Genomic DNA, 13,979 nt, shown 5'->3' with positions numbered 1-13,979 from the left:
TTTTCTCGAGATTTGCCTATTTATGCTTAGATATGCAGGGTATTTATTTAGATAGAGTAGCAGCTATATCTTATTTTTTAGAAAGGCATGATTACACTATCTCATTAAGTTTTTATTTAGCGAGAGAAATAAGTAAATGGTCAATAAAACAGTTATTAGCTTCAATAAGAAATAGTAAAATTATTAGCTGTTCAATTGAGCAAGAATACAATGGATATTCGGACAAGAAATAGAACAAGAAAACAATTCTCTAAAGATATTAGAGAAATTACTGCTACAAATTTGAAAAAAATAAACATGTATAGGAGAAAGTATTAAAAGAGGCAGCAAAGGAAATAAAACCGATCTTAAGAAGATTTTCATAACAAGAAGTCGGAAGTTGGCAATAGTGAAATTTGTAAATATTTAAAATCATGTCACAATTTACCTCGTAAAGAGTATTTACAAGAACTAAAAGTAAACTATGACAATTTAGATGCTATAATCCAAAATACAGATGATGATATAAAAAAGTATTTTTTAAAATGACCAGAATTGTAAAAAATCCGGCAACAGGTTATTTCACCCTAGAAATAATGAAGCGTATAGCATCTTATTACAATTTTCAGATATAACATTCATAAATGAAGACCAATAAATGTAGATTGAGTACTTTAATAATGAGATATAGTAATAATGAGATATAGATTTATAAATTAAATATAGCATAAAACTATTTTTTAGCTATTATTAGTCATTATATTGTTTGTACTGACATAGGATTCATGTAACAATGTTCGGTCATTGCTGGAATGATATCAGAATTTAAATTATAAGCACATAATGACTAATATATTATCACCTGAAAAAAGTGAAAATGATCAAGAATTGCCTATAAGGCCGTCATATTTGCAAGAATTTGTCGGTCAGCAGCAAATTAAAGAAAATCTCTTGGTATTTATTAAAGCTGCAAAATCGCGCAATGAACATCTTGATCATACTTTATTTTATGGTCCACCTGGACTTGGTAAGACTACGCTTGCTAAGATTGTCTCTAACGAAATCGGAGTTAATTTTAAATCTACTTCCGGTCCTGCTATACTTAAGGCAGCTGATCTTGCTGCTATTCTCACCAATCTTGAAAAGAATGACGTATTATTTATCGATGAAATCCACCGCTTAAATACTTCAGTTGAAGAGGTTTTATATCCTGCTATGGAAGATTTTGAGCTTGATATAATTATTGGTGAAGGACCTGCCGCAAGATCGGTGAAAATAAATTTGCCACACTTTACTTTAATAGGAGCGACCACTAGGCTTGGACTGCTTAGTAATCCTTTACGTGATAGGTTCGGCATTCCTATGAGGCTTAATTTTTATAATAACGATGAGCTTAAGAAAGTTTTAAACAGAGCGAGTAAATTACTCGATATTGATTTAACAGAATCTGGTTCTGAGGAAATAGCTAAAAGAAGTAGAGGAACACCAAGAATTGCATTAAGATTGCTTCGTCGTATAAGAGATTTTGCAGTAGTTGACAGTAAATCGGTGGTAGATAAAGAAATAGCTGATTTCGGTTTAAATCGCTTGGAAGTTGATCATATAGGGCTTGATAGCAACGATTATCGTTATTTAAAATTCATAGCGGCTAATTATAATGGCGGTCCCGTTGGAATTGAAACGATTGCAGCCGCCTTGTCTGAACAGCGTGATGCACTTGAAGAAACCATAGAACCTTATCTTATACAGATAGGTTTACTGCAAAGAACACCTAGAGGTAGGGTAATCACGATTGCCGCTTTTGAACATTTAAAAATGCCGGTGCCGAATAAATCACATAATCAATTTAATATTTTTAACGATAATGAGTAATAATAATTTAAATGATAGTTACACAGCCGTTTACATTATAACAAGGCTGATAAAAGAGCATGTTAAACCTTATGCAAGTAAAATATATTTTGCGATATTTTGTATGTCTATTGCAGCAATTTGTACGGCTGTTATAGTTCATGCAGTCCAACCTATTATTGATAAGATTTTTTTAACGCATGATAGGAAAATGCTTGTAATGATGCCGATAGTGCTGACTATTACTTTTTTTATAAAAGGGATTTCGGAATATTATCAGAATTATCTAATAAAATTTGTAGGGCAGAGGGTATTAAACGATTTGCAGATGAAAATGTATGAGCATTTATTATTTGCTGATATTGCTTTTATTCAAAACCAATCTTCAGGGCGTCTTATATCTCGTGTTACTAATGATATTTCTTTGATGCGTGGGGCTGTTTCTAATTTGCTTGTCGGGTGTGCTAAACATTTCCTAACGGTAGTATTTTTGATAGGGATGATGTTTCAGTTAGAACCAATATTATCTTACGTAGTTTTTTTTGTTTTTCCGCTTGCTGTTTATCCTGTACAAAAAATGGGAAGAATAATACGTAAAATATCATCACAATCCCAAGAGGAGCTAGGACATTATACTTCTAGGCTTGATGAAACATTTCAGTCAATTAAGATTATAAAATCTTTTGTTGGTGAAAAAATAGAAAGTAATAGAGCGTCATTAATTGTTAATAATATTTTAGAGTTTTATAAGAAAGCTTCTAAGTTAGATGCAATGGTTTCGCCGATTATGGAGGGGTTAAGCGGTCTTGCAGTCGGGGGGATGGTATGGTATGGAGGTAATTTAGTCCTTAATGGAAAAAGTACACCCGGTGCTCTTTTTGCTTTTTTGGCTTCTTTTGCAGCGGCTTATAGACCGTTTAAAAGCTTAGTATCGTTAAATGTCAATTTGCAAGAAGGAATTGCAGCTGCTAAAAGAGTATTTAATATTTTAGATAGCAAGCCTCTTATTAAAGATCGTGAAGATGCTAAAGAAGTAGATTTATATAATCCACAGATTACTTTTGAAAAATTAGCTTTAAGTTTTGAAAGTAAAATAGCTATAAAATATATAGATTTAAAGCTAGAACCTCATAAAATGATTGCGTTTGTTGGGCGTTCAGGTAGCGGTAAAACTTCGCTTAGTAATTTATTAGTGCGTTTCTATGATCCAAATGATGGAAGAGTTTTAATTAATAATCATGATATTAAAGATATTAAGCTTACTTCGCTTAGAGGTCAGATTTCCTTAGTTACTCAAGATACTCATTTATTTGATACAACAGTTGCCGAAAATATAGCATATGCTCAAGCTGATACTACAAGAGAAAAAATAATTAGAGCAGCAAAATATGCCGATGCTCATGAGTTTATTATGCATCTGCCGAACGGTTACGATACTATGATAGGAGTGCAGGGGATGACTCTTTCAGGCGGTGAGCGTCAGCGTTTATCGCTTGCTAGAGCTTTCCTAAAAGATGCACCTATTTTAATTTTGGATGAAGCAACGAGTAGCTTAGATCAAGCTTCCGAAAAGAAAATTCTAGAATCTTTAAAGAAATTACGCCAAGGAAAAACCACTTTAATTATTACACATCGTTTAAGCAGTATTACTGATCTTGATAATATTATTGTCATGAAAAACGGTGAGATTTGTGAGCAGGGTACTCACACACAATTACTTAAGAATAAGGAAGAGTATTATAGGTTATATAATAAAGAATTAAGAGAAAATAGTTGATTTATAAAGTAAATAGTTTATACTTCTTAAGTTATTATTAAATAATGCTTCATTTCATTCTGAGCTAAAAGCGGTAATCCAGTAATTAATAAATATCATGAAGGTTACTTTACTTTTTTCTGGATTTCCACCTGCCGCCTACGCGGTAATGACATCAACACAAAGGATAATACAATGCTCATTACCAAGATTTTTAAAGATTATCGATTATTTGAAATATTGATTTTAGGGATAGTTAGCGGTATGCCGCTAGTTATAATTTTTTCTACTCTTTCGGTATGGTTAAAAGAATCCGATATAGATATCGCTGTTATTACTACTTTTGCAGTTGCAAGGTTATCATATTCGTTAAAAGTATTTTGGTCACCGTTAGTCGATAATTTTAAAATACCTTTTTTAAGTAGGTGGGGGCATCGAAAAAGTTGGCTTATATTATGTAGCTCTTTAATGGCTTTAGTGCTAATTGCTATGAGCAAACAAAATCCTGAAGTTTCTTTAACTGCTTTATATTTGTTAACTATAGTATTAGGCTTTTTATCTAGTACTTTCGATATTGCTGTTGATGCATTGCGTATAGATAAGTTTGATCAGGAAACGCAGGGCATAGCTGGTGCAACTGCCGTACTTGGTTATCGCATCGGTATGCTTATTACAGGGGCAGGTGCTTTATATCTTGCAGAAATAACCGGAAATAATTGGCAACTTACTTTCTTTGTTATAGCTATAATATTTGCTGTTTCTGTCCTTTTTATAATAACAGTAAATGAAAAAGAATTAGTAAGAGAAAACATTAATATTACTTCTATTACTTCATGGATTTATACAGTCATTAATCCTTTCAAAGATTTTTTTACAAGAGAATTTGCTGTAACTATTTTACTCGCGGTAATATTTTTTAAATTAGGAGATGCTATGCTTGGAGCGGTTGCTTCACCGTTTTATATAGAGCTTGGTTATACGAAAGGTGAAATAGCAATAATCGCTAAACTTTATGGATTGATTGCAACCTTAGTCGGTGGTTTTGCCGGTGGTATTGTAATGTATAGGGTGGGGAATTTTAAAGGTTTGATTATTACCGGTATTGCTCAAAGTTTAACGCATTTTGCATTTATTTGGCTTAATCAGCAACCTCCTACTTTTGAAGCTTTGTTAATTGCTATTACTATAGAGAATTTTGCTGCCGCTATGGGTGCTACTGCTTTAGTCGGATATATTGGTAATTTATGTAATAAGAAATATTCTGCAACGCAGTATGCTTTACTTAGTAGTGCAAGTAGTTTATGTAACAATACTGTCACTATTTATGCTGGTAAATTAGTAAATATGCTTGGTTGGGATGGGTTTTTCATCTTTACTATAATTTTAGCCTTGCCTGCTTTGTTTATATTAATGTATCTTAATAACAAGGTTAAAATATAATAAGTATTATTGTCATACCGTGGCTTGACCACGGTATCTAGAGAAACAATTTTAAGTACTAATAATTTTGGTATTTTTAACTGGATCCCGCGATCAAGTCACTGGATAGAAAAAACATAATCCTGCTTGATTCAAATAATATTTTATTTATTTAAAATGTTTAGTAAATTTTTATTACCTTATATTTTTATCGCAACATTTTTCTTTGCTCCAATAAGTGAAGCAAAGAAAAATGTACAAAATACCCTTAAACCGCCTGTTCAAACTAGTTTAGTAATTGATGCAAAAAGTGGTAAAGTGCTACAGTCCCATAATTCACAAATTCCAATTTATCCTGCTTCTTTAACTAAGCTAATGACTCTATACTTAATGTTTGAATCAATTGAAGCCGGTAAGTTGTCTTTAGATAAAAAATTATTTGTATCAGCAAAAGCTTCACAAATGCCGCCTTGTAAGCTTGGTTTAAAAGCAGGAGAAACTATAACCGTTCGAGAGGCAATTAATGGGTTAATAATAAAGTCTGCTAATGATGCTGCTGTAACGGTGGCTGAGAATATGAAAGGTTCTGAGAAAGCTTTTGCTCACTTAATGAATGTTAAAGCTAAACAGCTCGGTATGAAAAATACCTATTTTAAAAATGCTTCAGGTTGGCATGACCCATTGCAGCAAACTACTGCAAGAGATATAGCTAAACTTGCTATGGCCCTGAAGAGAGATTATCCTAAATATTATCCATTATTTTCTAAAACCAGCTTTGTATTTCGTGGAAACATAATAAACGGACACAATAGAGTTACTAAAAATTATCAAGGTGCGGAAGGTATGAAAACAGGCTTTCATACGCCTGCAGGTTATAATTTAGTAACTACTGCTTCTAGAAACGGTAAATCATTGATTGCTGTTGTTACAGGAAGTAGAAGTGCTGTATCTCGTGATCAAAAAATGATTGGATTGTTGGATCATTATTTTAATATTAAGCCTATAGCCGCTAAGCGTTCAATCAAGCTTGCTTCTAATAATAAATCTACTACAAAAGCTAAATCAAAAATAATGAAGAAAAAGAATATACGTAGTTGATATATTATTTTTTTCTAGATTGTCATGGTCCTTTTAGTTGCCCCTTGCAATGACGGTTTTTCGAGCCATGCCAACAAAGTCTAAATTCCCTCGTAATGATGATTTATATCCATGCCCCATAAGGATTTACTGCCACAGCTTATATTTTAAATTCACAAGTTTTATATGACAGTTAATACTACATTTACCATTTTTTGCTACTTTAGTCGATGAAGATTTTTTAGAGTTTTTAGCTAAAGTTTTACTTTGTGGTTTTTTTAAATTAATCTTTTTTAGAAACTGCTCGGTTTCATCAGGTAAATATTCTATTTTTACTTTAGTTATACCTTGATTTTTAAATGCTAAAATTTCAGCCGCTTTTTGAGAAACATCTATTATACGATTTTTCTTAAAAGGACCTCTATCATTAACCATTAAAATTACTGATTTATTATTAGCTTTATTGGTAACTTTGACTAAACAGGGAAGTGGAAGAGTTTTATGTGCAGCAGTTAATATATTTCTATTAAATCTATCGCCGTTAGCTGTTTGCCTACCGTGGAAACCATTACGCCCACCATACCATGATGCATAGCCTATTTCGGTAAAAGATTTAGGATTATGAGGTTTATAAGTTTTGCCTTTTATTTTATAATTTTTACCGACTTTGTAATACCCTTTATAAGTTAGATTATGAGGATCATCTTTTGATAATTCTTTGTATGAATATTTGTGGGAATAAAGTAATTGTTTTTGTTTTGAGGTATTACAACCGCTTAGACCAAAACAAAATATTAATAAAATTAATAAACTAAGTTTATGGTGTCGTATCATAATCCTCATGTTTATTAAAGTTATCCATTATTTTAGCGTAACACACAACTTTTTCAACACCTTTTATTTTTGATGCAATAGAAGCAAGTTTTTCTAGCTCTTCTTCTGATCTTGCAACTCCAAATAAATAAACAATATTATCTATAGTTATAATAGTATAATTAGCAAATTTAATGTCTTTTCTGACTAAATTTTTAGCTTTAATTTGTGTGGTTATCATACAATCTTTAGTATATTGGGCTAAGTCAAAATGATTACTGTTTTTATTTACTTTTAACTCATTAATAACTTCTTTTACGCCTTTTTGATTCCAAGCAATGTTTACGGCTTTTAATGCATCCAGTTCTTTTTGAATATTTCCTGTTAATAATACTCTTCCTTGTGATACTGTAACCTTTATTTTAGCTCCTAAATCTCTAAAATTATTTTTTACTAAATCAGTTTTAATACCGGCAGAAATCCTTGAATCATTTAATGTTTGAGACATTGGTTGATCTTTTGATGCAACAATGCCCGTAGTGGTCGCTACGGTAAATATGGTAGGTAAACAAGCGGATAAATTAAAAGAGAGAGCTATAAAAATTAAAATTCTTAATAGACTTCTTGGATAACCTGCTTTTAAAGGTAATTTATACGTTAAGCCAGTACTCGCATCCGTGTGATTGTCTATATACGCTAAGGTGCAAGGTGAAGTGTTTCGTTCAAATTCCTCTTTATAAGATAGGTTATGCAAGAAGTATAATATATTTTTTATATAAATCATATCTTACTATCTGGTAATTTATTCTTTAATAAAAGAGGTAATTGCAGTAAAATAAATATAAAGGTAATCGGTATTACTCCGAATACTTTAAATTTGACCCATGTTTCATCTGAGAAATTACGCCAAACTATTTCATTAACTACAGCCATAAAAAAGAAAAAAGCTGCTGCCCTATAGCTTAAAGTTATCCAACTTTCTTCTTTAAGACGTACTATGCTCTCTAAAGCATATTTAATGAAAGGATTTTTTCTTATACCGCTCATAAGAAATATTATTCCAAAAATAACATATAATATAGTAGGTTTGATTTTTATATAAATCGAATTGCCGCTAATTAAAGTTATAATCCCTGAAACTAATAAAACCGATACGGAAATAATAGAAAGTTTTGATACTTTTTTATCTACAAAATAACAAATAGTGACACAAATAATGGCTGTAATAAGCATATAAAGAGTAGCGTTTTGTATACCGCCTCCATAAAAAAAGCCTGCAAAAAATGCTATTACTGGACCAATTTCTGATAAAAGTTTTAACATATTTAATTTAATTGCTCTCTTTAATAAAATTAATTTGATTCATTTGTTTTGTACTGATATTAAGGTATTTGTGGAATATCTTAATTTTATTTGTATAAAAATATTTATCAGTAATATAGTAGCAAAATAAGCAAGTACTTGCAGTCCGTTAGGTCTTGCAATATAACCGGTAACAATATGTAAGATTTTGCCGACCATACTTCTATCTGCTACTAACCATGAACTATCCCAAAGTTGATCGGATAAAAACATAACTAAACCGGAAGAAGTTAGAATACCTGCCGCACTTGCTGCAAATCCGCCTGCTATTAGCATTAATAATACGGTAGAGATTTTAAAAATATATTTTTGATTAGCAATCTTAATTAAACCAAAATATATTACTAAACCAAGTAAGAAGCCACTTGTAGCACCTATTATTACTCCTTGCAAGTAAATACTGCTTGATAGCGTTTCAACTGAAGATATGCTATATACTAAAATAATAATTTCTGCACCTTCTCGTAATATAGTAGTGGCAACTAAAAAAACCAACATGAAATAACTGGCATTACCTTCATGAATTTTTACTGATAAGTCGTTTATATGTTGTTTTACTTTTATACTGTAACCTTGCATCCATATTATGGTCCAGCTAATCAGAATTGTTATTAGTATCATAATTCCGGAATCGAATAACTCGTCTCCTATTCCGCCAAAAGATAAAGATAATTTACGTGTAAAAAATGCAAAAATTGAAGCAAATACTACTCCAAGCATTGCTCCCGCAATAATATAAAGACGAGATTTTTCTATTTGTTTTGTTACGGCGAGTATTACACCAAGTAATAAAGATATTTCTAAACATTCACGAAACACTACTAAAGCAATTTTAAACATATTTTTATCTAATCATTAACAATTATAAAACCCCGATCTTGATGAAAATCTCCAAAAAATTCATATTTCCCAGGATTAAGGGGTGCAAGTATAATATTTATTGACTTATGTGGCATAACTATTTTTTCACGATGTAAATCATGACTTTCAAATTCTTCTACCGTATCATCTTCATTATGAACAATTAACTTTATCTTAGTAGATTTCGGTACTTCAACTATATTCGGAACAAATTTATGATCTTTTATAGCTATCTTTACTTCTAATATATTATCATTTGTTTTATTGTTAGAACTCTTATTTGTAGAGATATAAATGATTGCTGCTAGAAATATTAAACCTACTACTATTATAATAATATCTTGATTTTTTTTAATAATTGCCATACTAAACTCCTAGCGTCATTAAAGTTTAAGGTAAGATTCTTATATACTAGTTTAAAAATTGGTGCAAAGTCTTATATAATATATGCTACGCTCCGAGGAATTTAGACCAATTTTTTCCAAAATTAAATATTCTTTTTATGCTGCAATTTTTATGTTGCAAATTTTAAATAAACACAAAATTTATCCTGCAATTTTTATGCAAGCTATAAGATATACAATTATTATCATAATGACAAGGATAGATAATAAAATATAATTTTTTTGTTTTTTGTTATCCGATATTTTATGTTGTGTCATATTTATTTAATTTTGTTTAAAATCATTAAGTTCAAGTAAAAGATATTCATTTATCGGTAGTAATTCATGAGAAATAATTTTATTTATATTAGAACCTAAGGCTTTAAAAGTTTTGCCTTCAGCAATAACACTGCGTGTTCCAACTGGTACTTTACCTTGCAAGGCGTAAGAAAAAATGAAAGGATATGTAATATCGCCTATTTTCATATCTATTTTTTGTCCTTTGGCTTTTGAGTCATATAATATTTTACCATTTGATAAGCGAGTAATTTTAGCATTAAAACTTACTTTTTCACCACATAATAAAGGAACACGATAAGCTATCTCATCATCATAAATTTTAGTTTCATTACTTTTAACAAAATTTTGCGGTAATATAGATTTTAACATTACATTTACTTTGTAATTATAAGCATTATCAAAGATAATATTATTACTATTATTAATGGTGTATTTTGCCGGAATAATCGCTTCTCGTGCTTCTCCTACCATCATACCGATTATTACATTATCTAAGCCAAGCATTATAGGAGCAGAGCCTAAAGTAAAAGTTTTAGTATCTTCCGATATTAAATTATTATTGATATCCGATATTTGATAAAATACAGTAACTACATGTCCACAAGAAGCCGGACCGATATTACCTTTACCAAGCGTATTAATTTTAAACAGCGTTTTTACTAAATCCTTACGTACTTCAATAGTGTAGTCATTAGGATTGATAGGTCCATTTAACGGCTGTAAAATATTTTCAAAGAATGCTTTCCCTTCTTCGGTTTTAAGAGCATTTATTACTATTTTTGAAACCGTACGTTCAAATAAATTACCATTTAATGCAATAGGTAATTCATTATTTGTACTAGTTTGCTTTTCATCGGTAGATGAATTATTTGAAGCCGTGTGCTCTAAAGTTATAGGATTATTGTTTTCGGGAGATATTTTTAACTTTACTATATTGTAAAGTATTAGAATTACAATTATTAAAGATAAAAATTTTTGCATATATAATATATTTTAGTATCATAAAGTTACTATAACAATCAATTACTTAATAATCAAATGAGAATAAAAATAATTTGATTAATATAAATAATTGATCTAAATTTAGATGCAGAATTTAATAAATATAAAAGTGGTGAAAAGTGCAAAAATTTATATTTTGTTTTTTATGTTTATGTACATTAAAAATGTTTGCTGCTTCTAAAACTTACCCTAATAAGCTTAATCATTGTAAAATTACTAGAAATATATTTAATGATTATGAACCAAAAGTTTTTGAAACTACTAATAATTTATTACGTAAAACAGGAAGATTATCAAAATTTTACGGTGAAAGAATATTAATTAAAGGAAAAGTATTAGATCAAAATTGTGTACCGGTTGCAGATGCTAAAGTTTATTTATGGCAAGCAGGAAGCGGTGGTAAATATCCTTATGAACCTTTAAAAAATAGGGTTGATAAAAGAAGATTTACAAGTGAAAGCGATTCAAGCTTTACCGGTTCCGGTACTGCTACTACTAATAATAAAGGAGAATATTATTTCATTAGTATGTTACCTTATAAATCTTCTCGTTATTTAAGAAATGCAAATATAAGAGTAGAACATCCTAGCCTTACTACCTTAGAAACACAATTAGATTTATCTAATAAAAATATGTGTGCTAATGAGTGTGGTGAAGTGAATCCAATATTGATTGAACCGCAAGAAAATATAGTGTCGTATTGTTTTGATTTAGTACTGCAAGGTACGACGCTTAAGAGGTATTAATAATGTCATGCTATAGTTTTTTGATGGGGTGTGTTGTTGCATAGATTGAAAACTACACTCTATGTCATACCGTGGCCTCTCCATGGTATCCACAAAAAATTAAGAAAGACTGGATCCCGTGATCGAGTTGCGGGCTGACAATAGTGCTTCCTTCTGGGGTGGCGGTGCTTCTAAAGGTTTTTTTATACCGCAACCGTATAATATAATGCATATAAACGTTAATAAGAATAAATAAAATGTTTTCATTACATAAATTATTATATGACCTTAAGAAATTATAATAAATATTTTTTATATATTATAGTATTTTTATTATCTATAATACTTTTTATTCCTAAAATTTACTCTAAGCATCAGGATAAATTAGAATTTTTAAGAGGCTCAAGTGTTCCTGATAACGTATTTTTTTTTGATGAAGAAAAAAATCAATATTCTCTTGATCAGTTTGAAGGAAAGACTATATTGTTAGTATTTTGGGCTATTTGGAGTGCTTCGTGCGTTAATGAGATTCCAGCTCTTGATATGTTGCAAAAAGATTTCAGAAATTTACCTTTTTCAGTAATTCCGATTTCGGACGATTATCAAGATGTAAAAGTTATTAAGGAATATTTTAAAAGTTATCAAATAAGATATTTACCGATTTACTATGATTATAGAAATCAACTATTTGAAGCTTTGAGTATAGTAAGTCGACCTACTAGCATATTAATAGACCCAAACGGCAAAATAGTAACTAGCTTTGTCGGTAATACGAATTGGTATGATGAGAGAACTAGAGAAACTATTTTATCGTCTATCCCAGGAAATTATCCTGAGCCCAAGAATAGTTACAATGAGCAATCTCTTAATAAACTGGCTAAGCCTTTGCAGCCAATAAAAAATGATACAATGAAGGAAAGTAACATACAAATTAAAAATGAGCAAAATTAATGAATGAAGTGAATAAATCGACTATTGCAGGTGCAGAATTTGATCAGATAATAACCAAACGGCAGATAAGTAAATTAGATCAATTAGTTGCTGCAGTTTTTGGTGATGCTAAAAATGTGATTGCAGTTTTACGCCTTAGCGGTGTTATTGGTAAAGTCAGTACCATGCAATCAGGGCTTACGTTAGAATCATTAAATGAGCTAATAGAAAAAGCTTTTAAAATCAAGAAATTAAAAGCGTTATGTTTAATTATTAATTCTCCCGGTGGTTCTCCAGTACAATCTGAACTTATTGCCAAACGTATTCGTGATCTTGCTAAAGAAAATAAAATAAAAATTTATAGTTTTATTGAAGATATGGCGGCTTCAGGTGGATATTGGCTTGCTTGCAGTGGTGATCGGATATATGCTTTATCAAGTTCGATTATTGGTAGTATTGGAGTAGTATCAAGTGGATTCGGTTTTCATGAAGCAATTAATAAACTTGGGATAGAGCGAAGAGTTTATACTGAAGGAAAAAATAAATCAGTATTGGATCCTTTTCAACCTATTAATAAAGATGACCTTAAAATTATCAAAAATTTGCAGAAGCAGGTTTATGAGCATTTCGTAGATTATATTAAAACAAGAAGAGCAGGGAAGTTAACTCAGCAAGACGAAATTTTATTTAATGGCGAATTTTGGGCAGGACAAACAGCTCTTGATTACGGTTTAATTGACGGTATAGGTGATATGTATAGTGTAATGAAACAAAAGTTCGGCGATAATATTAAGTTTCAATATGTTTGTGCTAAACAGCCTTGGCTTAAAAAGAAACTTGGTATGGGAAGCAAGATATTCACTGATAATCTTGCTAATTCTTTAATTAATGCCGTTGAAAATAAAATGATTAACGATAAATTTGATATCAAATAACTATGACTATAACACAATTTAAAATTCAGAAACTAGAAAATTTTTTTGGTAGTTTGCCGAAATATGCTACAGAGCATAGTGCAGGGATGGATTTAATAGCCGCAAATAAACAACCTATAATTATAAAAATCGGTGAAATACAGCTAATCCCGACTGGTATTGCTATAGCATTGCCGGATTTGTTTGAAGCACAGATAAGACCTCGTTCAGGTCTTGCCGTTAAACACGGTATTACGGTTGCCAATTCACCGGGTACTATTGATTCCGATTATCGAGGCGAAATAAAAGTTATTCTTATTAATCTCGGTAAAGAAGATTTCATTATAGAAAAAGGCATGCGAATTGCTCAAATGATAATTTCCAAGTACGAACGTATATTATGGAAAGAAAGTAATACGCTTGAGGAAACAGTACGCGGTAGCGGCGGCTTCGGCTCTACAGGTGTTTAGTTAGCTCTTATGTCATTCTCGCGAAGGTGTTAATCCAGAATCAATAGTATAAAATAGTGTATACTTGAAAAATAACCATATAAAAAACTTGTTTTTTATGGTTTACTGGATTCCCGCCTACACGGAAATGACATAAT

14 protein-coding genes and 1 pseudogene are annotated in these 13,979 nt (G+C 30.7%); 9 read left to right on the top strand and 6 right to left on the bottom strand.

The window, feature by feature from the left end; all coding sequences use genetic code 11:
- The first annotated feature begins 32 nt into the window (after window positions 1-32).
- The 5 genes from A1E_RS03105 to A1E_RS03085 all read left to right on the top strand — a co-directional run bounded on the left by A1E_RS03105 (window position 33) and on the right by A1E_RS03085 (window position 6,103).
- Complete coding sequence (locus tag A1E_RS03105; RefSeq protein ID WP_012148823.1) at window positions 33-233, top strand: hypothetical protein; 201 nt, start codon at window positions 33-35, stop codon at window positions 231-233.
- Between the two features lie 589 nt (window positions 234-822).
- Window positions 823-1,851, top strand: coding sequence for a Holliday junction branch migration DNA helicase RuvB (ruvB, locus tag A1E_RS03100; RefSeq protein ID WP_012148822.1), 1,029 nt, complete (start codon window positions 823-825; stop codon window positions 1,849-1,851).
- The gene (locus A1E_RS03095; protein WP_012148821.1) at window positions 1,844-3,607 is read left to right on the top strand and encodes an ABC transporter ATP-binding protein; all 1,764 of its coding nucleotides are present in this window, start codon (window positions 1,844-1,846) and stop codon (window positions 3,605-3,607) included. The genes ruvB and A1E_RS03095 overlap by 8 nt, the downstream gene beginning before the upstream one ends.
- 174 nt (window positions 3,608-3,781) lie before the next feature.
- Window positions 3,782-5,026 (top strand): AmpG family muropeptide MFS transporter, encoded by a 1,245-nt coding sequence (locus A1E_RS03090; protein WP_012148820.1) that lies wholly within the window; start codon window positions 3,782-3,784, stop codon window positions 5,024-5,026.
- 156 nt (window positions 5,027-5,182) lie between these two features.
- Window positions 5,183-6,103 carry a D-alanyl-D-alanine carboxypeptidase family protein gene (locus tag A1E_RS03085; protein ID WP_012148819.1) on the top strand — a complete coding sequence of 307 codons (921 nt, stop codon included), beginning with the start codon at window positions 5,183-5,185 and terminating at the stop codon, window positions 6,101-6,103.
- A 103-nt stretch (window positions 6,104-6,206) separates the two neighbouring features.
- Here A1E_RS03085 and A1E_RS03080 read toward each other — a convergent pair.
- The 6 genes and pseudogenes from A1E_RS03080 to A1E_RS03055 all read right to left on the bottom strand — a co-directional run.
- Window positions 6,207-6,892, bottom strand: a pseudogene (locus A1E_RS03080) (septal ring lytic transglycosylase RlpA family protein); the annotation flags it as partial.
- Window positions 6,893-6,899: 7 nt separating this feature from the next.
- Window positions 6,900-7,505 carry a BON domain-containing protein gene (locus A1E_RS03075; protein WP_041405281.1) on the bottom strand — a complete coding sequence of 202 codons (606 nt, stop codon included), beginning with the start codon at window positions 7,503-7,505 and terminating at the stop codon, window positions 6,900-6,902.
- 170 nt (window positions 7,506-7,675) lie between these two features.
- The gene (locus tag A1E_RS03070) at window positions 7,676-8,218 is read right to left on the bottom strand and encodes a septation protein A (RefSeq protein WP_012148816.1); all 543 of its coding nucleotides are present in this window, start codon (window positions 8,216-8,218) and stop codon (window positions 7,676-7,678) included.
- Between the two features lie 39 nt (window positions 8,219-8,257).
- Window positions 8,258-9,097, bottom strand: a complete 840-nt coding sequence (locus A1E_RS03065; RefSeq protein ID WP_012148815.1) for an FTR1 family protein — start codon at window positions 9,095-9,097, stop codon at window positions 8,258-8,260.
- Between the two features lie 8 nt (window positions 9,098-9,105).
- Window positions 9,106-9,483, bottom strand: coding sequence for a cupredoxin domain-containing protein (locus A1E_RS03060; protein ID WP_012148814.1), 378 nt, complete (start codon window positions 9,481-9,483; stop codon window positions 9,106-9,108).
- A 303-nt stretch (window positions 9,484-9,786) separates the two neighbouring features.
- Entirely contained in the window at window positions 9,787-10,782 is a 996-nt protein-coding gene (locus A1E_RS03055; RefSeq protein WP_012148812.1) for an FKBP-type peptidyl-prolyl cis-trans isomerase, read from the bottom strand.
- A 140-nt stretch (window positions 10,783-10,922) separates the two neighbouring features.
- Here A1E_RS03055 and A1E_RS03050 point away from each other — a divergent pair, with 140 nt between their 5' ends.
- The 4 genes from A1E_RS03050 to dut all read left to right on the top strand — a co-directional run bounded on the left by A1E_RS03050 (window position 10,923) and on the right by dut (window position 13,842).
- Window positions 10,923-11,549, top strand: coding sequence for a dioxygenase family protein (locus A1E_RS03050; protein WP_012148811.1), 627 nt, complete (start codon window positions 10,923-10,925; stop codon window positions 11,547-11,549).
- A gap of 261 nt (window positions 11,550-11,810) precedes the next feature.
- On the top strand, window positions 11,811-12,479 hold the full coding sequence (locus A1E_RS03045; RefSeq protein WP_012148810.1) for a TlpA disulfide reductase family protein: 669 nt from the start codon (window positions 11,811-11,813) through the stop codon (window positions 12,477-12,479).
- Window positions 12,479-13,393, top strand: coding sequence for a S49 family peptidase (locus A1E_RS03040; RefSeq protein WP_012148809.1), 915 nt, complete (start codon window positions 12,479-12,481; stop codon window positions 13,391-13,393). Before A1E_RS03045 ends, A1E_RS03040 begins: the two co-directional genes overlap by 1 nt.
- 2 nt (window positions 13,394-13,395) lie before the next feature.
- Window positions 13,396-13,842 (top strand): dUTP diphosphatase, encoded by a 447-nt coding sequence (gene dut, locus A1E_RS03035; protein WP_012148808.1) that lies wholly within the window; start codon window positions 13,396-13,398, stop codon window positions 13,840-13,842.
- Window positions 13,843-13,979 lie beyond the last annotated feature (137 nt).

Source organism: Rickettsia canadensis str. McKiel (assembly GCF_000014345.1).
GTDB lineage: Bacteria > Pseudomonadota > Alphaproteobacteria > Rickettsiales > Rickettsiaceae > Rickettsia > Rickettsia canadensis.
The sequence above is the reverse complement of the archived record's forward strand: the minus strand, read 5'-3'. Positions and strand labels throughout refer to the sequence as shown.